The sequence below is a fragment of the Klebsiella sp. 1SOBk10mer genome (genome assembly GCF_046602535.1).
In the GTDB taxonomy this organism is placed as follows: Bacteria; Pseudomonadota; Gammaproteobacteria; order Enterobacterales; family Enterobacteriaceae; genus Klebsiella; species Klebsiella quasipneumoniae.
This window is the reverse complement of sequence record NZ_JBKIUP010000001.1, coordinates 1079329-1101832: the sequence shown is the minus strand read 5'-3', so window position 1 is coordinate 1101832 and position 22504 is coordinate 1079329. Positions and strand designations below refer to the sequence as shown.

Genomic DNA, 22504 nt, shown 5'->3' with positions numbered 1-22504 from the left:
TCATGACAACTGGCAACGCGCCGCGCGGATTCCCCCGGATCCTGCAGTGGCTTCTCGCCGGACTGATGCTCATCATCGGTCTGGCTATCGGTATTCTGGGGGTAAAACTGGCTCTCGTCGGCGGCACGCTGTACTTCGCGCTGATGGGCGTGGTGATGGTTATCGCGGCGGTGCTGATTTTCCGTCGCCGCCGCGGGGGTATTCTGCTGTACGCCGTGGCGTTTATCGCTTCGGTGATCTGGGCGATCGGCGACGCTGGCTGGAACTTCTGGCCGCTCTTCTCGCGTCTGTTCGCCCTTGGCGTGCTGGCCTTCCTCGCCGCCCTGGTCTGGCCTTTCCTTGCCAGCTCGCCGGCGAAAAAAGGCCCGGCTTTTGCCATCGCCGCCGTGCTCGCCGTGGCGCTGGCGGGAAGCTTTGGCTGGATGTTTAAATCCGAACCGCTGGTCAGCGCCACGGAAGCGGTGCCGGTGAAACCCGTCGCGCCGGGCGAAGAGCAGAAAAACTGGGCGCACTGGGGCAACACCACCCACGGAGACCGCTTCGCCGCCCTGGATCAAATCAACAAGCAAAACGTCAACCAGCTGCAGGTAGCCTGGGTGGCGCATACTGGCGATATCCCACAGAGCAATGGCTCCGGCGCGGAAGATCAGAATACCCCGTTGCAGATTGGCGATACCCTCTACGTCTGTACCCCTTACAGCAAAGTGCTGGCGCTGGATGTCGACAGCGGCAAAGAGAAATGGCGCTATGACTCCAAATCCTCTTCGCCTAACTGGCAGCGCTGCCGCGGCTTAGGCTATTACGAAGATAGCCAGGCGCAGACGACGCCAGCGTCAGGCGCTCAGCCTGCCGCTTGCTCCCGTCGTCTGTTCCTGCCAACGATCGATGCCCGCCTGATCGCCATTGATGCCGACACCGGCAAACTGTGCGAGAGCTTCGGCGATCGCGGTATTGTCGACCTTAGCGTCGGGATGGGCGAAGTCAAAGCAGGCTACTATCAGCAGACCTCCACCCCGCTGGTCGCGGGTAATGTGGTGGTGGTCGGCGGCCGCGTCGCGGATAACTACTCTACCGGCGAACCGCCGGGGGTGGTCCGTGCGTTTGACGTCCACACCGGTAAACTGGCCTGGGCGTGGGATCCGGGTAATCCGGCGCTGACCGGCGTACCGCCGGAGGGCCAGACCTATACGCGCGGCACGCCGAACGTCTGGTCGGCGATGTCTTACGACGCGAAGCTGAACCTGATCTATCTGCCGACCGGTAACGCTACGCCTGACTTCTTTGGCGGCGAACGAACCGCGCTGGACGATAAATACAGCTCCTCCATCGTCGCCGTGGATGCCGCTACCGGCCAGGTACGCTGGCACTTCCAGACCACCCACCACGACCTGTGGGACTTTGACCTGCCGTCCCAGCCGCTGCTGTACGATCTGCCTGACGGCAAGGGCGGCACCACCCCGGTGCTGGTGCAGACCAGCAAGCAGGGCATGATCTTTATGCTCAACCGCGAAACCGGCGAGCCGGTGGCGAAAGTGGAAGAGCGGCCGGTGCCGGTGGGCAATGTCAAAGGCGAGCGCTACTCGCCGACGCAGCCTTACTCGGTGGGAATGCCGATGATCGGTAACCAGACGCTGACCGAGTCCGATATGTGGGGAGCGACGCCGATCGACCTGCTGCTGTGCCGTATCCAGTTCAAAGAGATGCGCCATCAGGGCGTCTTTACCCCGCCGGGGGAAGACCGCTCCCTGCAGTTCCCGGGCTCGCTTGGCGGCATGAACTGGGGCAGCGTCTCGGTGGATCCCAACAACAGCCTGATGTTCGTTAACGATATGCGTCTGGGTCTCGCCAACTATATGGTGCCGCGCGAGAAGGTGGCGAAAGACGCCAGCGGCATCGAGATGGGCATCGTGCCGATGGAAGGCACGCCGTTTGGCGCCATGCGCGAACGTTTCCTGTCGCCGCTGGGCATTCCGTGCCAGAAGCCGCCGTTCGGCACCATGTCCGCGGTGGATCTGAAAACCGGGAAACTGGTGTGGCAGGTGCCGGTAGGTACCGTAGAGGATACCGGGCCGCTGGGGATCCGCATGCACATGCCGATTCCGATCGGTATGCCGACCCTTGGCGCGTCGCTGGCGACGCAGTCCGGGCTGCTGTTCTTCGCCGGCACTCAGGATTTCTACCTGCGCGCCTTTGATACCGCTAACGGCAAGGAGATCTGGAAATCCCGTCTGCCGGTTGGCAGCCAGTCAGGCCCGATGACCTACGTGTCGCCGAAAACCGGTAAGCAGTACATCATTATCAATGCGGGCGGCGCCCGTCAGTCTCCGGATCGCGGCGATTACATTATCGCCTACGCGCTCCCTGACCATCACTGATTGACTTAAGCAAAAGGGCCCATCCGGGCCCTTTTTTGCTGTTGCCGAAACGCCTTGCGCGTTAGCGATTACTGGTCGCCAAAGTGGATCACGGTGCGAATCGATTTGCCTTCATGCATCAGGTCAAAGGCCTCGTTAATCTGCTCCAGCGGCAGGCGATGAGTAATAAACGGGTCGAGGCGAATTTTACCCGCCATCGCGTCTTCCACCATTCCCGGCAGCTGGCTACGGCCTTTCACGCCGCCAAAGGCGGAGCCGCGCCACACGCGGCCTGTCACCAGCTGGAACGGACGGGTCTTGATCTCCTGCCCGGCGCCGGCCACGCCGATAATGACGCTCTCGCCCCAGCCCTTATGGCAGCACTCCAGCGCCGCGCGCATCACATTGACATTACCGATGCACTCGAAGCTGAAATCCACCCCGCCGTCGGTCAGCTCAACAATCACATCCTGAATCGGCTTATCGTAGTCGTTGGGGTTGATAAAGTCGGTAGCCCCCATCTCTTTAGCGAGAGTGAACTTATCCGGGTTGGTATCGACTGCCAGAATGCGCCCGGCTTGCGCCTGCACAGCGCCCTGGATCACCGCCAGGCCGATGCCGCCCAGACCAAAGACCGCGACGGTATCCCCGGCCTTAACCTTCGCCGTGTTGTGCACCGCGCCGATACCGGTGGTCACGCCGCAGCCCAGCAGACACACTTTATCCAGCGGCGCCTGCGGATTGACTTTCGCCAGCGAGATCTCAGCGCAGACCGTGTATTCGCTGAAGGTGCTGGTGCCCATGTAGTGATAAATCGGTTCGCCGTTATACGAGAAACGGGTGGTGCCGTCCGGCATCAGCCCTTTGCCCTGGGTAGCGCGTACCGCCTGACAGAGATTGGTTTTACCCGACTTACAGAATTTGCACTCGCCGCATTCGGCGGTATACAGCGGGATGACATGATCGCCCGGCTTAAGGCTGGTGACGCCCTCGCCCACTTCCACGACCACGCCGCCGCCTTCATGGCCCAGCACCGCCGGGAAGACCCCTTCCGGATCGTCGCCGGAAAGGGTGAAAGCATCGGTATGGCACACGCCGGTATGGGTGATTTTCACCAGAACTTCGCCTTTTTTCGGCGGCGCGACGTCAATCTCTACGATTTTTAACGGCTGACCGGGGCCAAAGGCCACTGCTGCGCGTGATTTCATAACTGTCTCTTCCTCGTCGTGATGTTATTTTAAATAGGATCGTAGCAGATGACCGACCTCTGCCATTCTCGCGGCCCGCTGGTCCGGGGTGGTGTCGCCGCTGACCAGCTCGTCCTGCAGGTGGATCTCCACCATTTCGCCCATCAGACCGTTTGCCGCCCCGCGAATCGAGGCGATCTGCTGCAGGATAGTCATACAGGGCTCGCCGGACTCCAGCGCGCGTTCAAGGGCTTCAACCTGGCCGCGGATGCGTCGTACGCGGCTGAGCGCCCGTTTTTTATCTTCAGGTGAATGTGGCACGATAACGCCTCCGTATCATATAGGGGGGTATACTATATTTTATTCACCACAAAGGCAAAAAAAACCCCGTCGCGGGACGGGGTCTGAATGTTGAAGCAAACCCTTCAGCGCTTACGGGGCATCATTCGCAGCAGGGTATTATCTTTCCACCAGTAATGATGGAGCAGCGCAGCAAAGGCATGCAGGCCAATCACGAAGTAACCGGCGTTCGCTAACCATTCATGGATCGCTTTCAGGGTGTCCACCCGCTCAAAATCGCTCTGCGGAGCATACGGCATCGTCAGGCCAAAGGCGTACCAGGGATTCCCGCGCCAGTACATCATTACCATGCCAATCAGCGGCAGGACGATAAACAGCAGATAGATAATCAGATGGCCGAGATGGGCGAAACCAGTCATCATCGGTGACGGCTTTGGCACGATCGGCGGCGTCGGCATTTTCAGCCGCACCAGCAGACGCGCCACCATCAGCACGCAAATGGTGATTCCGCAGGAAACATGAACCATATTGATCAGCGGCCGATCGCTGCGGGGGAAAAATCCGCGCAGCTCCATCGCCGCATAGGCCACCACCACCAGCAGAAAGACCAGCCAGTGGATGCCGATCTGCAGGCCGGAATATTTATCGCGCATGGAATATCCTTAATGGAAAGTGTGATTGTGCCAACATAGCGGCCTTCTCTTAAATTTTCATTAACCTTTACGTTGAATTAACAATTGATTACCGCATTGTGCTGAGCCGCTGCACCCGGACCACGCAAACGGGCGCCGGATACCATCCGCTATTACAAAATTAAACATTTTTGTTACCTGCCGCCGCGCTCTCCCTTCTATAGTTGAGAACATCTGTCGGCCACGCTGCGTATGGAGATGAAAATGAAGAAAATCAGCTTACCGCTATTGCTGCTGACCGCGCTGGCCAGCCCGACTTTCGCCGCGGACTGTCAGCCTAACGGCATCGGCGGCTCATTTTGCATTAACGATGACGGGACCACTACCGACACGGTGCCGAATGAAGTCAACGGTATGGATACGTATTCGAATAATGGCGGGTATAGCAGTTCTCTGCCCGACCAGTCGGGGGCAGAGGAAGCGCTTGAAGGGTCAACGCTGTCGACGCAGCAGGACAGCGTCGCCAGTAGTGGTCAGGGAGACAGCGCCCTGGCGGGTCGCGACTGGCATTCGCCGTCCAATCTGAATGATGGCGCCGCCACCTCCAGTATGAGCCTGCTGGATAAACCCTGAGGCCTGGCGTCAGGCAAAGCTCCAGCCTGCGGCGCCGATGGCGACGGCGAACAGCAGGCAGGCCAGCGCCGTTTTGCGTAACAGCATGGTATAGAAGGAGATCGCGACGCCAACGAATACCACCAGCAGAATGGGCCACATGCTTAATAACAACAGCAGAAAACCCTCAATATTATTATGGATTACGCTTTCCACATCCGCATCCCTGCCTCATCGTCGATAAAGTAAGCAGAATTTAATATGTAACATGAATACATTCAAATAAAATATAAATGTAAATGATTATGCGGCTGGCGGCGGGTCACTGTTACGCGTCCGGGGAGTTAGCATCAGAAGCAGTGCGCAAAAAATAGGTCAGGATTGTTCCACAACCCTTTAGCGGTACGATCGTATTCTCACTAGAATCCCGCAAACCCTTCACGACATTATTCGGCGCTGGTATCTGATACAACGCGCCGGCGATGACAGTCGCCTGGTTGCAATTTATCTCCCTGAGCGGAACGCACATCCAGATATTGAAGCGGCTGGCAGTGTTCGTTATCCAGCAGGACAGAGTAGGTTTCTCCCTGCTCAAACATATAACGCTCTCCCCATTGACGCATCGCCACAACAATGGGAAACACGGAGCGCCCCTTTTCAGTCAGGACGTATTCCTTATATGCGCTGCCATCCGATGCCGGTAAAATCTCGAAAATACCGATCTCGACCAGGTGCTTCAGGCGCGCGGCAAGGATATTTTTGGCCAGCCCTAAATTTTTTTGAAACTCGCTGAATCTCCGTACATCGTCAAATGCTTCGCGGATAATCATCAGGCACCAGCGTTCACCAATTGATTCCAACGTTCTCGCCACCGGACATTCACTGGTTCTGAGTGATTCCTGTTTTGCCATCTGCGCGCTCCTCATCAATCTGTCTACTAATGCTAGCTTAATCTTCCGTTTTACCAGTTGCAAAAAAAAACCACTATGGCTATTTCTATAGGTAAACGAGTTTTAAAAAGCAACCAGATAGAAGGTCTCTTATGAAAGATAAGACAAGCAGGTGTACCGGCCACGGAATTCAAACCGCGTCAGCCCCTGACGCGATGCTCACCGCAGGGATAACGACGTTGTTTTCACTGACCTGCGCGCTGGCGGTAGCCAACGTTTATTCAGCTCAACCTTTACTCGACTCGATGGCGGTCAGCCTCAAGGTGGCGCCAGGCATGATTGGCGGCGTCATCACCGCTACGCAGTTGGGCTATGCCATTGGCTTACTGTTCCTGGTTCCGCTCGGGGACTGGCTGAACCGTAAATACGTGGCGATGACTCAGCTGTTGCTTTCAGCGGCGGCGTTAGTTGTAGCAGGGTTATCCCCCAATATAGCCACTCTGCTTGGCGCCATGCTGATCGTTGGCCTGATGGCCGTTGTGGTGCAGTTGATGGTGGCGTGGGTGGCAATACTGGCGACACCGCAGAAACGAGGCCAGGCGGTGGGTACCCTGACCAGCGGAATTGTTTCAGGCATCCTGTTGTCTCGGTTTATCTCAGGCGCGATAGCCGATATTGCCGGCTGGCGAGCCGTTTATCTCACGGCTGCCTGTATGATGCTGTTGATGGCCGGTGTCGTCTGGAAGGTCATGCCTTCGCCCTCAAAGCAATCGCAGCCACAAAAGTCCACCTACCTTTCCTTATTGAAGTCAGTGTTTCAGCTATATATCACTGAACCGCAACTGAGAAAGCGCGGCATCCTGGCGCTTCTTATCTTCGCCGCCTTCAGCATGCTATGGACAACTATGGTCATGCCGCTTACCGCCCTTTCCCTCTCGCACACCCAGGCGGGGATGTTTGGCTTAGCCGGCATCGCTGGCGTGCTGGCCGCCTCAAGAGCGGGAAAGTGGGCTGACCAGGGATGGGCTCAGCGTACTACCGGCTTGGCGCTGGCGCTGCTGGCTCTCTCATGGCTGCCTATCGCCTATGTTGAAACCTCTTTGCTCTGGCTGTTAGTTGGCGTCATTGCGCTGGACTTTGCGGTACAGGCCGTACATGTCTCTAACCAGAGCCTGATCATTGCCGCCAGGCCTGCAGCGGCAAGCCGCCTGGTTGGGGCTTACATGTGTTTTTATTCGCTGGGTAGCGCGGCAGGGGCTATCGTTGCCACACAGCTTTATTCCCACTGGGGATGGCAGGCGGTATGCCTTGCGGGTGCCGCGGTCAGCGCGTGTGCTTTTCTTGTCTGGTCAGGATCGCGTCGATCATGACATTCGGCCCCTGTTTTGAAGGGGCCAGTCAAAAAGCGCGTAAAAATGACCTGATTGCCCCCAGCTGTTTGTATCGCATAGATTTTTTCAATGCTTTTAAACAGTTATGCTCATGTTGTATAATGACGTGCACTTTAACTAAAAAAAGAGTGCGACCATGATTGATTCCTCATTGCCATTAACCGACATTCACCGCCACCTTGACGGTAACATCCGGGCCCAAACCATCCTCGATCTTGGCCGCGAGTTTAATATCACCCTTCCCGCTACCACCCTTGACACGCTGCGTCCCCACGTCCAGGTCACCAGCCTGGAGCCCGATCTGGTCAGTTTTCTCGCCAAGCTCGACTGGGGGGTGAAAGTCCTGGCCTCGCTGGAAGCCTGCCGTCGCGTGGCGTATGAGAACGTCGAAGACGCGGCGCGCAATGGCCTGCACTACGTGGAGCTGCGCTTCTCCCCACGCTATATGGCGATGACCCACCAGTTGCCGGTTGACGGCGTGGTAGAGGCAGTGATCGCCGGGGTACGTGAGGGGTGCCGCGATTTTCAGGTCGACGCCCGCCTGATCGGCATTTTGAGCCGCACCTTTGGCGAAGCGGCCTGTCAGGAAGAGCTGGCGGCGCTGCTCGCCCACCGCGATGGCATCACCGCCCTCGACCTCGCTGGCGATGAGCTGGGCTTCCCGGGGGCGCTGTTCCTCAGTCATTTTAACCAGGCCCGCGATGCCGGGTGGCATATCACCGTTCACGCTGGCGAAGCGGCCGGCCCGGAAAGTATCTGGCAGGCCATTCGTGAGCTGGGCGCCGAGCGTATCGGCCACGGGGTAAAAGCGGTACAGGATCCCGCCCTGATGGACTATCTGGCCGAGCACCGCATCGGGATTGAATCCTGTCTCACCTCGAACGTGCAAACCAGCACCGTACCCTCTCTGGCCCAGCATCCGCTGAAGCAGTTCCTTGAGCACGGCGTGCTGGCGAGCCTCAACACTGACGATCCGGCGGTCCAGGGGGTCGATATTATCCACGAATACACCGTGGCGGCGCCAGCGGCGGGCCTGAGCCGGGAGCAGATCCGCCAGGCCCAGATCAATGGTCTGACCCAGGCGTTTCTGAGCGAACAGGAAAAAGCCGCGCTCATTCAGCGGGTGGCCAAAGGCTGATAGCCAGCCCGGCAGCCGCGCTGCCGGGCTATCTCTTACACAAGGCTGAGCGTGGCGCGATGCCGGGCCGACTCGATACCGAGCTCAAGCAGGGTCATGATCTGAATCGCCTCGCTGGCCGGAACCGGGTTTTCTCCCACCCCATTGAGCGCATCGCGGATAGCGGCATAGTAAGCGGGATAATTGCCCGGTAGCGTCAGCCATGTCTCCTCGCTACGTTCGTCGCCTTCGGCGCGGGTCAGGGTACCGTCACGCATATCATACCCCCAGTCCTCCTGCGGCAAACGCTCGCCATTTTTCAGCCGCTCCTCCTGCGGGTCGAGACCGTACTTGATAAAGCTGGCCCGCGAGCCGTGGACGATAAAGCGCGCGCTCTCCGCGGCGGCGAGCAATGTGCCGTGCAGCACCACCCGCCGCTGTGGATAGGCCAGCACCGCGTGAAAATAGTCGGTGGATTGCGCGCCGGGCCGAAGTTGAGCGAGATCCACCGTGATGCTCACCGGCAGACCAAACAGCACCACCGCCTGGTCGAGCAGATGCGGTCCGAGATCATACCAAATTCCACTCCCGGGGCCCGCCTGTTCCCGCCAGCGCTGGCGTACCTGCGGGCGGAAGCGGTCGAAATGGGATTCGAAGTAACACACCTCTCCCAGCAGGCCTTCGTCGATTAACGTTCTGACCGTTAAGAAATCACTGTCCCAGCGCCGATTGTGAAATACCGACAGCACCCGGCCACAGTGCTTCGCCAGGCTCTCCAGCTCACGAGCCTGTGACAGTGTCACGGTAAAGGGTTTATCCACCACCACGTGCTTACCGGCCTCCAGCGCCGCTTTCGCCAGTGGGAAGTGGGTGTCGTTCGGCGTGGCGATGACCACCAGATCGATCTCAGGGTCGTTCAGCAATTCACCCGCCGCACTGACCACCTTCGCGCCAGGCCAGTCGGCATGAACTTTGGCCGCGTCGCTGCTGGAGACCGTCGTCAGCGCCAGGCCCGGCGTGCCGCTGATTAATGGCGCGTGAAACGTTTTGCTGGCATAGCCATAGCCCACCAGCCCCACCCGGATCGCATCACTCATTTAACCGCCTCTCTTATTCAGCTGATGTCAATATCTGACTAATGAGAATATTCTTACAAAACGTGAATAAAACTTATCATTTTTTCACTTAAGGTTTTAACGCATGCGTGCAAAATCAGACAGATACCCCTTGTGATCTGCTGACCATAGAGTAACATTTCCCACTGTGTTCAAAGGATATTGAAGTGTTATGACGACTGTTTTTACTCGTATTGTAGAACTTATTGGCTGGATTGTTTTTGGGATTTCCGCACTGCTTTTGGTTATCGCGCACCATATTGATAACTACCAGTCGCCACCGCCAGCGGATGTGGTGCAGACAAAGTAGCGCCGCCGTGAAACAGTGACCCGCTTCGCAACTGTGCAACCGGTTTCAGAAACCGGTTGCACAGCTATCCTTGCTTTGATTACACTCCCTCTATCATCAGACTGGGAGTTTTTTCATGGCCGCTTTTCCGCAACATTTTCTATGGGGTGCCGCTACCGCAGCGTATCAGGTTGAAGGTGGGCACGACGCTGACGGTAAGGGACCGTCAATCTGGGATATCTACTCTCACCTGCCGGGAACCACCTTTGAAGGGACCACCGGCGATATCGCCGTCGATCACTATCACCGTTTTCGCGAAGACGTGGCGTTGATGGCCGAGATGGGCCTGCAGAGCTATCGCTTTTCCATCTCCTGGCCGCGCCTGCTGCCCACCGGGCGCGGCGAGATTAATGAAGCAGGCGTGCAGTTTTATAGCGATCTGATCGATGAACTGCTGGCGCATAATATTGAGCCGATGATTACCCTCTATCACTGGGACCTGCCGCAGGCCCTGCAGGATGAGGGCGGCTGGGAAGCACGCAGCACCGCCGAAGCCTTCGCCGAGTACGCCCGCCTGTGCTACGCCCGCTTTGGTTCGCGGGTGAAGCTGTGGGCTACCTTTAACGAGACCATCGTCTTTATCGGCCACGGCTACATTAACGGCCTGCATCCGCCGGCCGTTCGCGATCCGGCGCGCGCCATCCAGGCCTGTCATCACGTGTTTATCGCCCATGCGCTGGCGGTGAAGGCGTTTCGCGAGATGGCCGTGGCAGGCGAGATTGGTTTCGTCAATGTGCTGCAGCCGCATACCCCGCTCACCGACAGCGAGGCGGACAGGCAGGCTACCGACCTGGCTGACGCCATCCATACCCACTGGCTGTACGATCCGGTGCTAAAAGGCACCTATCCTGCTGCCCTGCTGGCGCAGACTCAAGCCCTGTGGGGAGTACCGCGCTTTGCTCCAGGCGACGACGCGCTGCTGCGAGACAACCGCTGTGACTTTATCGGTCTGAATTACTATCGTCGGGAAACGGTATCCGCCCAGCCGCCCGAAATCCCCACCGGCGGCGAGCCTGGCGTGGAGGGGTTATTCTATTTCGTGCGTAATCCGCAGAGCACTTATACCGAATGGGGCTGGGAGATCTGGCCGCAGGGGCTAACCGACGGCATTATGATGATCAAGGCGCGCTATGGCGATATCCCGATCTATATCACCGAGAATGGCCTGGGAGCGAAAGACCCGATTATTGCCGGTGAGGTGGTCGACGATCCGCGAATCGACTACCTGAGCAGCCATATTGGCGCTCTGGAAAAGGCGCTGGCGCAGGGAGCTGACGTTCGCGGCTATTATCCCTGGTCGTTTATCGATCTGCTTAGCTGGCTCAACGGATATCAAAAGCAATATGGCTTTGTCTATGTGGACCACCAGCAAAATCTGGCACGGAAACGAAAGAAGAGTTTTTATTGGTACAAATCTGTTATTGCCAGTCGCGGCGAACAGCGTTAATCTTCTCCTGCGGGCGCCATTCGGCGCCCGGTCTGATTTAGAATATTCTTAAACATCTCCCTGCTCTTCAAGGCTGGCTTTGCCCCTTGTCATGGGTTTATATAACCTGAAACATTCCACGCGGCCCCGGCAGAAGGCGCCGTTGGTTGAGAGTAGGTTTAGTGAATGCTGATAATATTCAACGTAATTATTCCGATTATAAAATGGATACGAAAATGACCGTTCTGGACTATTTATTAAAATTCCGCAAAATCAGTTCGCTGGAAAGTCTTGAAAAACTATTTGATCACCTTAACTACTCCCTGACAGACACCGAAGAGATCGTTAATATGTATCGCGCCGCCGATCACCGCCGGGCAGAGCTGGTTTCCGGCGGTAAATTGTTCGATGTGGGCCAGGTGCCTAAATCCGTTTGGCGATTCGTGCAGTAAGACTGTCATCCTTCACGCCAGTTGCTTATACTTCCCGGCCTGCTTTTATATACTGGCGTTAAATAGGGGAGAACCATGACGTCTCAATCTGCGGAACGCATCGGCGGATGGCTGCTGGCACCGCTGGCCTGGTTGCTGGTGGCGCTGCTGAGCGCCTCGTTATCGCTGCTGTTTTTTGCCAATGCCCTCATGTCGCCGCAAACCTGGGCCCTGCTGCGCGCCATGAGCACCGGACACATGGCGCTGTGGGTCGCCTCGTTGCTGTTTGCCCTCGCCATGTGGTTTTATACGCTCTGGCTGACCATCGCCTTTTTCAAGCGGCGCTCGCTGGTGCCGAAACACTATATTATCTGGCTGCTCATTACGCTGCTGCTGGCGATAAAGGCGTTTGCCTTCTCCCCCGTTTCGGATGTCCTTGCACTGCGTCAGCTACTGTTTCCGCTGCTGGCCGCCGCGCTGCTGGCGCCCTATTTTCGCCGTTCACAGCGGGTAAAACGGACCTTTGTTAATCCGTAATAACCCCACACTTAACCTGTTGTCGCCGGTATCGTTTTATTCGATAATAAGCGGCTTTTTTTCGTTTCAGGTCGCATGATGGCTGATTATTTACTGCTCTTTATCGGTACTGTCCTTGTCAATAACTTCGTTTTGGTGAAGTTCCTTGGCCTGTGTCCGTTTATGGGGGTTTCCAAAAAGCTGGAAACCGCAATGGGGATGGGGCTCGCCACCACCTTCGTGATGACCCTGGCCTCTATTTGCGCCTGGCTGATTGATACCTGGATCCTTATCCCGCTAAATCTGGTTTATTTACGTACCCTGGCCTTTATTCTGGTTATCGCCGTGGTGGTCCAGTTCACTGAGATGGTGGTGCGTAAAACCAGCCCGGCGCTCTATCGCCTGCTGGGCATCTTTTTGCCCCTTATCACCACCAACTGCGCGGTGCTCGGGGTGGCGCTGCTGAACATCAACCTGGGCCACAATTTCCTGCAGTCGGCGCTGTACGGCTTTGCCGCCGCCGTCGGCTTCTCGCTGGTGATGGTGCTGTTCGCGGCGATCCGCGAACGTCTGGTGGTGGCCGATGTCCCCGCGCCGTTCCGCGGTAATGCCATCGCGCTGATTACCGCCGGTTTAATGTCTCTGGCCTTTATGGGCTTTAGTGGTTTGGTGAAGTTGTAATGAGCGCAGTCTGGATAGCCGTGATCGCCATCAGCCTGTTAGGGCTGATTTTCGGCTTAATACTGGGGTATGCGTCGCGCCGTTTCGCGGTGCAGGACGACCCGGTGGTGGAAAAAATTGATGAACTGTTACCGCAGAGCCAATGTGGGCAGTGCGGCTACCCTGGCTGCCGCCCCTATGCGGAAGCGGTGGGCGTGCAGGGTGAGAAAATTAATCGCTGCGCGCCGGGTGGTGAAGCGGTGATGTTAAAAATCGCCGCCTTGCTCAACGTCGACCCGCAGCCTGTCGATGGCGACGAGCAGGCAGCCGAGCCGGCCCGCATGCTCGCCGTGATTGACGAGCCGAACTGCATCGGCTGCACCAAATGTATTCAGGCGTGTCCCGTGGATGCCATTGTCGGGGCGACCCGCGCCATGCATACCGTGATGAGCGACCTATGCACCGGCTGCAACCTGTGCGTTGCCCCCTGCCCGACCCAGTGCATTTCACTCGTTCCGGTGGCGACCACCCCGGAGACCTGGAAATGGGATCTGCACACGATCCCGGTGCGAAATATTCCTGTGGAACAACATGTTTAAGCTATTTTCCGCTTTCCGAAAAGACAAAGTCTGGGATTTTAACGGCGGTATTCACCCGCCGGAGATGAAAACCCAGTCAAACGGCACCCCGCTGCGCCAGGTTTCCCTGCCGCAGCGCTTTGTGATCCCGCTGAAGCAGCACATCGGCGCCGAAGGCGAACTGTGCGTCAAAGTAGGTGACCGGGTGCTGCGCGGCCAGCCGCTAACCCGCGGTTGGGGAAGAATGCTGCCGGTTCACGCCCCCACCTCCGGCACCGTTGCCGCTATCGCCCCGCACACCACCGCCCATCCATCCGCGCTGGCGGAGATGAGCGTGATCATTGACGCCGACGGCGAAGACCGCTGGATCGAACGCGACGGCTGGAGCGACTACCAGACCCGCACACGTGAAGCGCTGATTGAGCGCATCCACCAGTTTGGCGTTGCCGGCCTCGGCGGCGCCGGCTTCCCCACCGGCAGTAAACTGCGCGGCGGCGGCGATAAAATTAAAACGCTGATCATTAACGCCGCCGAGTGCGAACCCTATATCACGGCGGACGACCGCCTGATGCAGGACTGCGCGGCGCAGATTGTCGAAGGGATCCGCATCCTCGCCCACATTCTGCAGCCTGACGAGGTGCTGATCGGCATTGAAGACAATAAGCCGCAGGCCATCTCCATGTTGCGGGCGGTACTCTGCGACGCCCATGGCATTTCGCTGCGCGTGATCCCCACCAAATACCCCTCCGGTGGCGCCAAGCAGCTCACCCAGATTCTCACCGGCAAACAGGTGCCGCACGGCGGTCGTTCTTCGGACATTGGCGTGCTAATGCAGAACGTCGGTACAGCCTACGCGGTGAAACGCGCGGTAATTGACGGCGAACCGTTAACCGAGCGCGTGGTCACCCTCACCGGCGAGGCGGTAACCCGGCCGGGCAATGTCTGGGCGCGCCTTGGCACGCCGGTGCGCCATCTGTTGAACGACGCCGGATTCTGCGCCAGCGCTGAGCCGATGGTGATCATGGGCGGCCCGCTGATGGGCTTTACTCTGCCGGGGCTCGACGTCCCGGTAGTGAAGATCACCAACTGTCTGTTAGCGCCCTCCGCCAGCGAAATGGGCGAGCCGCAGGAAGAAAAAGGCTGCATTCGCTGTAGCGCCTGCGCCGACGCCTGCCCGGCCGATCTGCTGCCGCAGCAGCTGTACTGGTTCAGCAAAGGCCAGCAGCACGATAAAGCCACCGCTCACAATCTGGCGGACTGCATCGAATGCGGCGCGTGCGCGTGGGTATGCCCAAGTAATATTCCGCTGGTGCAGTACTTCCGCCAGGAGAAAGCCGAGATCGCGGCGATTCGTCTGGAAGAGCAGCGCGCTGCGGAAGCCAAGGCGCGATTCGAGGCCCGACAGGCGCGCCTGGAGCGTGAGAAAGCGGCCCGCGCCGAGCGGCATAAAAAAGCCGCCGTCCAGCCAGCCGCCAAAGATCAGGATGCGATTAACGCCGCCCTGGCCCGGGTACGTGATAAACAGCGCGACGCCGCGCAGCCTATCGTGATTCAGGCCGGCGCCAGACCGGACAACAGCGAGGCGATTGCCGCCCGCGAAGCGCGGAAGGCCGAAGCCCGGGCGCGTAAAGCGCAGCAGCAGGCCGCGCCGGCGGAATCCCCGTCGACCGACGCAGCCGATCCCCGCAAAGCGGCGGTGGAAGCCGCTATCGCCCGCGCCAAAGCGCGCAAAGCCGAACAGCAGGCCGCGCCGGCGGAAACCCCGCCAGCCGAGCCGGTCGACCCGCGCAAGGCGGCGGTGGAAGCCGCTATCGCCCGCGCCAAAGCGCGCAAAGCTGAACAGCAGGATGCCCAGGCGGAAGCCCCGCCAGCCAAGCCGGTCGACCCGCGCAAGGCCGCGGTGGAGGCCGCTATCGCCCGCGCCAAAGCGCGCAAAGCCGAACAGCAGGCCGCGCCGGCGGAAGCCCCGGCAGCCGAGCCGGTCGACCCACGCAAGGCGGCGGTGGAAGCCGCTATCGCCCGCGCCAAAGCGCGCAAAGCCGAACAGCAGGCTGCCCAGGCGGATATAGCGTCAACCGCAGCCAATGACGACCCACGCAAAGCGGCCGTCGCCGCGGCGATCGCTCGCGTTCAGGCGCGCAAAGCAACACAGCAGGCAGTTAACGAGGAATAAATGGTTTTCAGAATCGCAAGCTCCCCCTATACCCATAACCAGCGGCAGACCTCGCGCATTATGCTGCTGGTGCTGCTCGCCGCCGTGCCTGGTATTGTGATCCAGACGTGGTTTTTCGGCTGGGGCACCGTCCTGCAGATTGTCCTCGCCGCCCTGACGGCCTGGGCAACGGAAGCCGCTATTCTCAAACTGCGCAAACAGCCTGTTGCGGCCACCCTGAGGGATAACTCCGCCCTGCTCACCGGCCTGCTGCTGGCGGTGAGTATTCCGCCGCTGGCCCCCTGGTGGATGGTGGTGCTCGGCACCGCCTTTGCCGTAGTGATCGCCAAGCAGTTGTACGGTGGACTCGGCCATAACCCTTTCAACCCGGCGATGATCGGCTATGTCGTGCTGCTGATTTCGTTCCCGGTGCAGATGACCTCCTGGCTGCCTTCTTACGAGATTGCCGCCCATATCCCGACGTTCAGCGATACGCTGCAGATGATCTTCACCGGTCATACCGCCGTCGGAGACGACATGGCCACCCTGCGGCTGGGTATCGACGGCATCAGTCAGGCCACCCCGCTGGATACTTTCAAAACCTCCCTGCATTCCGGGCATAGCGTCCAGCAGGTACTGCAGTTGCCGGTTTACGGCGGCGTTCTGGCGGGGCTGGGCTGGCAGTGGGTGAATATCGCCTGGCTGGCGGGCGGTCTGTTCCTGCTGTGGCAGAAGGCGATCCGCTGGCATATACCGGTCAGCTTCCTCGTCAGCCTTGGCCTGTGCGCAACCCTCGGCTGGATCTTCTCGCCGCAGAGTCTGGCCTCGCCGCAGATGCATTTATTCTCCGGGGCCACCATGCTTGGCGCCTTCTTTATTCTGACCGACCCGGTGACGGCCTCGACAACCAACCGCGGACGTCTGATCTTCGGCGCCCTCGCCGGCCTGCTGGTGTGGCTTATTCGCAGCTTCGGCGGTTACCCGGACGGTGTGGCGTTTGCCGTTCTGCTGGCGAATATTACCGTGCCGCTGATCGATTACTACACGCGCCCGCGCGTGTATGGCCACCGTTGAGAGAACGATGATGTTAAAAACGATGCGAAAACACGGCGTCACGCTGGCGCTTTTTGCCGCCGGCTCCACCGGGCTAACGGCGGCGATCAATGAGCTGACCAAAAGCACCATCGACCAGCAGGCGGCCCTGCAGCAGAAAGCGTTATTCGACCAGGTTTTACCTGCCGACCGCTATAATAACGATTTGCTCAAGAGCTGCTATCTGGTCAGCGCCCCGGCGCTGGGCAAAGGCCAGCATAAAGTGTGGATCGCCAAAAATAACGACCAGCCGATTGGCGCGGTCATGGAAGCCACCGCGCCGGACGGCTATTCCGGAGCGATCCAGCTGCTGGTGGCCGCCGATTTTAGCGGCACGGTCCTCGGCACCCGCGTGACCGAGCATCATGAGACCCCGGGTCTGGGGGATAAAATCGAGCTTCGCCTGTCGGACTGGATCACCCATTTTGCCGGGAAAGTCATCCACGGTCAGGGCGACAGCCATTGGGCGGTCAAAAAAGACGGCGGCGATTTTGACCAGTTCACCGGCGCCACCATCACCCCCCGGGCGGTGGTCAATGCCGTTAAGCGCGCAGGCCTGTATGCACAAACGCTGCCTGCGCAACTTCCTGAATTCAGCGCCTGTGGAGAGTAACCATGAGCGAAGTTAAAGACGTCATCGTCCAGGGTCTGTGGAAAAACAACTCCGCTCTGGTTCAGCTGTTAGGGATGTGTCCCCTGCTGGCAGTCACCTCGACGGCCACCAACGCCCTTGGGCTGGGTCTGGCGACCACCCTGGTGCTGACCCTGACCAACCTGACCATCTCCAGCCTGCGCCGCTGGACCCCGGCGGAGATCCGCATCCCGATCTACGTGATGATCATCGCCTCGGTAGTGAGCGTGGTGCAGATGCTGATCAACGCTTATGCGTTCGGTCTGTATCAGTCTCTGGGGATATTTATCCCGCTTATCGTCACCAACTGCATCGTGGTAGGCCGTGCCGAAGCCTTTGCCGCCAAAAAAGGGCCGGCGCTGTCGGCGCTGGACGGTTTCTCTATCGGTATGGGGGCCACCTGCGCGATGTTCGTGCTGGGCTCCCTGCGCGAAATCCTCGGCAATGGCACGCTGTTTGACGGCGCCGACAGCCTGCTTGGCAGCTGGGCAAAGGTGCTGCGCATCGAGGTTTTCCATACGGACACCCCTTTCCTGCTGGCTATGCTGCCGCCAGGCGCCTTTATTGGCCTCGGCATGATGCTGGCGGTAAAATACCTTATCGATGAACGTAGCAAGCAGCGGAAGGCGCAGGCGGCCCGGGCCGACGCTGTCGCCCCGTCTGACGCGACAGGGAAAGCGTAACATGAACAAAGCCAAACGCCTGGCGATCCTGACCAGGCTGCGGGACAATGATCCCCACCCCACCACCGAGCTGCACTTCAGCTCGCCGTTTGAGCTGCTGATTGCCGTCCTGCTCTCGGCGCAGGCAACCGACGTGAGCGTCAATAAAGCGACAGCCAAACTCTACCCGGTGGCCAACACGCCCGCGGCGATGCTGGCGCTGGGGGTGGAGGGCGTGAAATCCTATATCAAGACCATCGGCCTGTTTAACAGCAAAGCGGAAAACGTCATCAAAACCTGCCGTATCCTGCTGGAGCAGCACAACGGCGAGGTACCAGAGGACAGAGCGGCGCTGGAGGCATTGCCCGGCGTGGGCCGCAAAACCGCCAACGTGGTGCTGAATACCGCCTTTGGCTGGCCGACGATCGCCGTGGATACCCATATCTTCCGTGTTTGCAACCGGACGCAATTCGCTCCCGGGAAAAACGTCGAACAGGTTGAAGAGAAGCTTCTGAAGGTCGTTCCCGCCGAGTTTAAGGTCGACTGCCATCACTGGCTTATTCTGCACGGCCGTTACACCTGTATCGCTCGCAAGCCGCGCTGCGGCTCTTGCCTGATTGAAGACCTTTGCGAATTCAAAGACAAAGTCTACGCCTGAGCGCCTTTCTCACGACCATAGCCTCACTCTGGGTTATGGTCCGCATTTAGCTATTTAACCCGCCGTTAACACCGCATAAACCGCATTTTGCTGGGCAATTATCCGGTTATATAACAAACAACTAGCTCATTCATTTTTTATCAACGCAAAATTTCTATACATTTGTGATCAAGATCATGCTCGCAACTCAATGTTGAACGAATGTTATGAAAATGGAAATTAAAGTCAGGTAATACAACGGTTGAGCAAAGATCACCAGGATAATAGCCCATGAATTTTTAGGATAATGGACCATATCACTACCTCACTGCGCGATCAGCAGAATATATCGCCGTTTTGGCGAAAAGCGGGCAATCAAAAAGATAAAAATATCAACGATAACGTAACGGTGAAATTTAACTCTGGATAACATTCATATGTCCGGAGCATTATGCCACCCTGATTATGTGTAACAGATTATTACAAAAGCCTTGCCTGATGCGCCAGGATAGTGAACATTACCTGCCGTTTTCCCTCCAAGAATAACTATAAAGGCGGCGGTCCAACGAGATTGCGCCCCGAACACCCCCCAGTAAATATGGGATGTAAAAAAAGAGGTATATGTGTCTACTGCAAACAATAAACCAGCAGAAAGCGTGAGTCTGAACGCTTTCAAACAACCACGCGCGTTCTATCTCATTTTCTCGATCGAGTTGTGGGAGCGTTTTGGTTACTACGGCCTGCAAGGGATCATGGCCGTTTACCTGGTAAAACAGCTGGGTATGTCGGAAGCGGATTCCATTACTCTGTTCTCCTCCTTTAGCGCGCTGGTTTATGGCCTGGTCGCCATTGGCGGCTGGCTGGGCGATAAAGTGCTGGGTACCAAACGCGTCATTATGCTGGGCGCTATCGTGTTGGCCATCGGCTATGCGCTGGTCGCCTGGTCCGGCCATGACGCCGCTATCGTCTATATGGGTATGGCGACAATCGCCGTCGGTAACGGCCTGTTTAAAGCCAACCCGTCTTCCCTGCTCTCTACCTGCTATGACAAAAACGACCCGCGTCTGGACGGTGCATTTACCATGTACTACATGTCCATCAACATCGGTTCGTTCTTCTCGATGCTGGCAACTCCGTGGCTGGCCGCGCGTTTCGGCTGGAGCGTCGCCTTCGCCCTGAGCGTGGTGGGGATGGTGATCACTATCATCAACTTCGCCTTCTGCCAGAAATGGGTGAAACAGTACGGTTCGAAACCGGACTTTGCCCCGGTGCATATGGGTAAACTGCTGGCGACCATCGCTGGCGTGGTGGTGCTGGTCGCTATCGCGACCTGGCTGCTGCACAACCAGGGTATCGCACGCATGGCGCTGGGCGTCATCGCGCTGGGTATCGTGGTGATTTTCGCCAAAGAAGCGATGGGCCTGAAAGGCGCCGCGCGTCGGAAAATGATCGTCGCCTTCCTGCTGATGGTAGAAGCGATCGTCTTCTTCGTACTGTACAGCCAGATGCCAACCTCTCTGAACTTCTTCGCTATCCGCAACGTGGAGCACTCGATCCTCGGCATCGCCTTCGAGCCGGAACAGTATCAGGCGCTGAACCCGTTCTGGATCATGATTGGTAGCCCTATTCTGGCCGCCATCTATAACAAGATGGGCGACCGCCTGCCGATGCCGCACAAGTTCGCTATCGGTATGGTGCTGTGCTCCGGCGCGTTCCTCGTCCTGCCTTTAGGGGCGAAGTTCGCCAGCGACGCTGGTATCGTCTCGGTTAACTGGCTGATCCTGAGCTATGCGCTGCAGTCTATCGGTGAGCTGATGATTTCCGGCCTCGGCCTGGCGATGGTCGCTCAGCTGGTTCCTCAGCGTCTGATGGGCTTCATTATGGGCAGCTGGTTCCTCACCACCGCCGGTGCGGCAATCATCGCCGGGAAAATCGCCAACCTGATGGCGGTACCGGAAAACGTCACCGATCCGCTGGTGTCGCTGGAAGTGTACGGCCACGTGTTCCTGCAGATCGGTATCGTCACCGCAGTCATCGCCGCCCTGATGCTGCTGACCGCGCCGAAGCTGAACCGAATGACTCAGGACGACAGCGCGGACGTAAAAGCACGCGAAACCGCGGCAGCCTGACGCCGCAGGGAAAACCAATTATTTTTAAGCCGCTAACGTTAGGTTAGCGGCTTTTTTTTTACCCCTGGCGGGACTAACATACAGAAAACTGCAGCCACGAGGAGTAACGCATGAAACTGTTCTACAAACCCGGCGCCTGTTCCCTCGCCTCACACATCGCCCTGCGCGAAAGCGGCCTGGATTTCACTTTGCAGAGCGTGGATCTGGCAAGGAAACAGCTGGAAAACGGGGAAGATTATCTGCTGATCAACCCGAAAGGTCAGGTGCCGGCGCTGCTGCTGGATGATGACATCCTGCTCACCGAGGGCGTGGCTATTATGCAGTACATCGCCGATCAGGTGCCGGACCGCCATCTGCTGGCGCCCGTGGGCTCCGTTGCCCGTTACCAGACCCTGGAATGGCTGAACTACGTGGCTACCGAACTGCATAAAGGCTTTACGCCGCTGTTCCGCCCGGACACCCCGGAAGACTATAAGCCCGTTGCCCGCGCGTTGCTCGAGAAAAAACTGCAGTACGTGGATGCCTCGCTGGCGGATAAACAGTGGCTGACCGGCCATCGCTTCACCATCGCCGATGGTTATCTGTTCACGGTGCTGCGCTGGGGCTATGCGATTAAACTGGATATGGCCGCCTGCGGTCATATCGGCAGCTGGATGGCGCAGGTGGCGGCGCGTCCGGCAGTGGCTGACGCACTGGCGGCGGAAGGCTTAAAGTAAGACCAGACTCTGCCCGGCGGTCTGCCGGGCAGAGTCAGAAAGTTACAGCCGGGTAGCGCTGAAGCAGTGCTCCGGCACGGCAATACGATCCTGCGCCGCCACCACCTGCAGTTCATACTCCTGCATGTTTTTGGTGGTCAACATGATCTCGTACACCGCGGCGGTGACGTGCTCAAGCGCGTCGCGCAGGCTGGCGCCCTGCAGCAGTTTCACCAACAGCAGACCGCTGGTCACATCACCAACGCCCACCGGCTGACGCAGGCCAAAATCCACCAGCGGCCGGCTGATATGCCAGGCTTCCTCTGCGGTCACCAGCAGCATCTCAAAGCGGTCCATGCTCATGCCGGCGCGGGAAAGATGCTTAACCAGCACTACCTCCGGCCCCTGGACAATCAGCTCCCGCGCGGCGGCCACCGCCTCGCTCACGCTGGCGACCGGATGACCGCAGAGGATCTCCAGCTCCACCAGATTAGGCGCAATGATATCGCTGGCCGGCAGCGCGTAGCGCACGTGGAATTCCGCCACGCCCGGGGCGACGATGCAGCCCTTTTCCGGATGGCCCATCACCGGGTCACAAAAATACTTCGCCTCCGGATTGGCCGCTTTTACCTGACGCACGATGCCCAGGATATGCTCGCCCTGTTCAGCAGATCCGAGATAGCCGCTCAGTACCGCATCGCAGGTCTGCAGCTTGTCAATGTCGGCGATGCCCTGGACGATCTCCGTCAGGTGCGAAGGCGGCATCACACAGCCGGTCCATTTGCCGTACTGCGTATGGTTAGAGAACTGTACGGTATTGAGGGGCCAGACATTGGCGCCCAGGCGGCGCATCGGGAACTCGGCGGCACTGTTGCCGGCGTGGCCAAACACTACGTGAGACTGAATGGCGAGGATGTTCTTCATTTTCTTACCACAACCCTAAAAAGA

The 22504-nt window shown here is 58.3% G+C and carries 24 protein-coding genes; 17 read left to right on the top strand and 7 right to left on the bottom strand.

What is annotated here, in order from left to right; genetic code table 11:
- The first annotated feature begins 2 nt into the window (after window positions 1–2).
- Complete coding sequence (locus ACLH1I_RS05365; protein WP_032456161.1) at window positions 3–2375, top strand: glucose/quinate/shikimate family membrane-bound PQQ-dependent dehydrogenase; 2373 nt, start codon at window positions 3–5, stop codon at window positions 2373–2375.
- Window positions 2376–2443: 68 nt separating this feature from the next.
- Here ACLH1I_RS05365 and ACLH1I_RS05360 read toward each other — a convergent pair whose 3' ends face one another.
- The 3 genes from ACLH1I_RS05360 to cybB form a co-directional block, all read right to left on the bottom strand.
- Window positions 2444–3562: an S-(hydroxymethyl)glutathione dehydrogenase/class III alcohol dehydrogenase gene (locus ACLH1I_RS05360; RefSeq protein WP_004202819.1), complete on the bottom strand. Its 1119-nt coding sequence runs from the start codon at window positions 3560–3562 to the stop codon at window positions 2444–2446.
- A gap of 24 nt (window positions 3563–3586) precedes the next feature.
- Window positions 3587–3862, bottom strand: a complete 276-nt coding sequence (locus ACLH1I_RS05355; RefSeq protein ID WP_004202822.1) for a metal/formaldehyde-sensitive transcriptional repressor — start codon at window positions 3860–3862, stop codon at window positions 3587–3589.
- Window positions 3863–3966: 104 nt separating this feature from the next.
- On the bottom strand, window positions 3967–4494 hold the full coding sequence (gene cybB / locus ACLH1I_RS05350; protein ID WP_004202824.1) for a cytochrome b561: 528 nt from the start codon (window positions 4492–4494) through the stop codon (window positions 3967–3969).
- A 243-nt stretch (window positions 4495–4737) separates the two neighbouring features.
- Here cybB and ACLH1I_RS05345 point away from each other — a divergent pair, with 243 nt between their 5' ends.
- Window positions 4738–5106, top strand: a complete 369-nt coding sequence (locus tag ACLH1I_RS05345) for a hypothetical protein (protein ID WP_004202826.1) — start codon at window positions 4738–4740, stop codon at window positions 5104–5106.
- A 9-nt stretch (window positions 5107–5115) separates the two neighbouring features.
- Here the strand turns inward: ACLH1I_RS05345 and ACLH1I_RS05340 are convergent, their stop codons facing one another.
- Both ACLH1I_RS05340 and ACLH1I_RS05335 read right to left on the bottom strand, forming a co-directional pair.
- The gene (locus ACLH1I_RS05340; RefSeq protein ID WP_004202827.1) at window positions 5116–5301 is read right to left on the bottom strand and encodes a hypothetical protein; all 186 of its coding nucleotides are present in this window, start codon (window positions 5299–5301) and stop codon (window positions 5116–5118) included.
- A 230-nt stretch (window positions 5302–5531) separates the two neighbouring features.
- On the bottom strand, window positions 5532–5996 hold the full coding sequence (locus ACLH1I_RS05335; protein WP_017900466.1) for a winged helix-turn-helix transcriptional regulator: 465 nt from the start codon (window positions 5994–5996) through the stop codon (window positions 5532–5534).
- A gap of 194 nt (window positions 5997–6190) precedes the next feature.
- On the opposite strand from ACLH1I_RS05335, the gene ACLH1I_RS05330 reads away from it, so the two are divergent.
- Together ACLH1I_RS05330 and add are read left to right on the top strand one after the other, a co-directional pair.
- Window positions 6191–7345, top strand: coding sequence for an MFS transporter (locus ACLH1I_RS05330; RefSeq protein ID WP_025999263.1), 1155 nt, complete (start codon window positions 6191–6193; stop codon window positions 7343–7345).
- A 157-nt stretch (window positions 7346–7502) separates the two neighbouring features.
- Window positions 7503–8504 carry an adenosine deaminase gene (gene add, locus ACLH1I_RS05325; protein ID WP_004202835.1) on the top strand — a complete coding sequence of 334 codons (1002 nt, stop codon included), beginning with the start codon at window positions 7503–7505 and terminating at the stop codon, window positions 8502–8504.
- 35 nt (window positions 8505–8539) lie between these two features.
- Here add and ACLH1I_RS05320 read toward each other — a convergent pair whose 3' ends face one another.
- The gene (locus tag ACLH1I_RS05320; protein ID WP_004202837.1) at window positions 8540–9580 is read right to left on the bottom strand and encodes an oxidoreductase; all 1041 of its coding nucleotides are present in this window, start codon (window positions 9578–9580) and stop codon (window positions 8540–8542) included.
- A gap of 190 nt (window positions 9581–9770) precedes the next feature.
- Between ACLH1I_RS05320 and blr the strand changes: the two genes are divergently transcribed.
- The 13 genes from blr (at window position 9771) to gstA (ending at window position 21577) form a co-directional block, all read left to right on the top strand.
- The gene (blr, locus tag ACLH1I_RS05315; RefSeq protein ID WP_012541534.1) at window positions 9771–9908 is read left to right on the top strand and encodes a division septum protein Blr; all 138 of its coding nucleotides are present in this window, start codon (window positions 9771–9773) and stop codon (window positions 9906–9908) included.
- A gap of 115 nt (window positions 9909–10023) precedes the next feature.
- Window positions 10024–11394, top strand: a complete 1371-nt coding sequence (locus tag ACLH1I_RS05310) for a GH1 family beta-glucosidase (RefSeq protein WP_060655927.1) — start codon at window positions 10024–10026, stop codon at window positions 11392–11394.
- Window positions 11395–11609: 215 nt separating this feature from the next.
- Window positions 11610–11825: a transcription modulator YdgT gene (ydgT, locus tag ACLH1I_RS05305; RefSeq protein WP_004202843.1), complete on the top strand. Its 216-nt coding sequence runs from the start codon at window positions 11610–11612 to the stop codon at window positions 11823–11825.
- A 75-nt stretch (window positions 11826–11900) separates the two neighbouring features.
- Window positions 11901–12341, top strand: coding sequence for a DUF2569 domain-containing protein (locus tag ACLH1I_RS05300; protein ID WP_004202845.1), 441 nt, complete (start codon window positions 11901–11903; stop codon window positions 12339–12341).
- A 78-nt stretch (window positions 12342–12419) separates the two neighbouring features.
- Window positions 12420–13001: an electron transport complex subunit RsxA gene (gene rsxA / locus ACLH1I_RS05295; RefSeq protein WP_002907658.1), complete on the top strand. Its 582-nt coding sequence runs from the start codon at window positions 12420–12422 to the stop codon at window positions 12999–13001.
- Window positions 13001–13579 carry an electron transport complex subunit RsxB gene (gene rsxB / locus ACLH1I_RS05290; RefSeq protein WP_004202846.1) on the top strand — a complete coding sequence of 193 codons (579 nt, stop codon included), beginning with the start codon at window positions 13001–13003 and terminating at the stop codon, window positions 13577–13579. The genes rsxA and rsxB overlap by 1 nt, the downstream gene beginning before the upstream one ends.
- Window positions 13572–15731 (top strand): electron transport complex subunit RsxC, encoded by a 2160-nt coding sequence (rsxC, locus tag ACLH1I_RS05285; RefSeq protein ID WP_151628651.1) that lies wholly within the window; start codon window positions 13572–13574, stop codon window positions 15729–15731. Before rsxB ends, rsxC begins: the two co-directional genes overlap by 8 nt.
- Window positions 15732–16784 carry an electron transport complex subunit RsxD gene (rsxD, locus tag ACLH1I_RS05280; protein ID WP_049004654.1) on the top strand — a complete coding sequence of 351 codons (1053 nt, stop codon included), beginning with the start codon at window positions 15732–15734 and terminating at the stop codon, window positions 16782–16784.
- Between the two features lie 10 nt (window positions 16785–16794).
- Complete coding sequence (gene rsxG / locus ACLH1I_RS05275) at window positions 16795–17415, top strand: electron transport complex subunit RsxG (protein WP_004202852.1); 621 nt, start codon at window positions 16795–16797, stop codon at window positions 17413–17415.
- Window positions 17416–17417: 2 nt separating this feature from the next.
- Window positions 17418–18116: an electron transport complex subunit E gene (locus tag ACLH1I_RS05270; RefSeq protein WP_017900824.1), complete on the top strand. Its 699-nt coding sequence runs from the start codon at window positions 17418–17420 to the stop codon at window positions 18114–18116.
- A 1-nt stretch (window position 18117) separates the two neighbouring features.
- A complete protein-coding gene (gene nth / locus ACLH1I_RS05265; protein ID WP_023289926.1) occupies window positions 18118–18753 on the top strand; it encodes an endonuclease III in 636 nt (211 codons plus the stop codon).
- A gap of 602 nt (window positions 18754–19355) precedes the next feature.
- On the top strand, window positions 19356–20861 hold the full coding sequence (gene dtpA, locus ACLH1I_RS05260; RefSeq protein WP_004202855.1) for a dipeptide/tripeptide permease DtpA: 1506 nt from the start codon (window positions 19356–19358) through the stop codon (window positions 20859–20861).
- 110 nt (window positions 20862–20971) lie between these two features.
- The gene (gene gstA / locus ACLH1I_RS05255) at window positions 20972–21577 is read left to right on the top strand and encodes a glutathione transferase GstA (RefSeq protein ID WP_004202856.1); all 606 of its coding nucleotides are present in this window, start codon (window positions 20972–20974) and stop codon (window positions 21575–21577) included.
- A gap of 42 nt (window positions 21578–21619) precedes the next feature.
- Here the strand turns inward: gstA and pdxY are convergent, their stop codons facing one another.
- On the bottom strand, window positions 21620–22480 hold the full coding sequence (pdxY, locus tag ACLH1I_RS05250) for a pyridoxal kinase PdxY (protein ID WP_004202858.1): 861 nt from the start codon (window positions 22478–22480) through the stop codon (window positions 21620–21622).
- Window positions 22481–22504 lie beyond the last annotated feature (24 nt).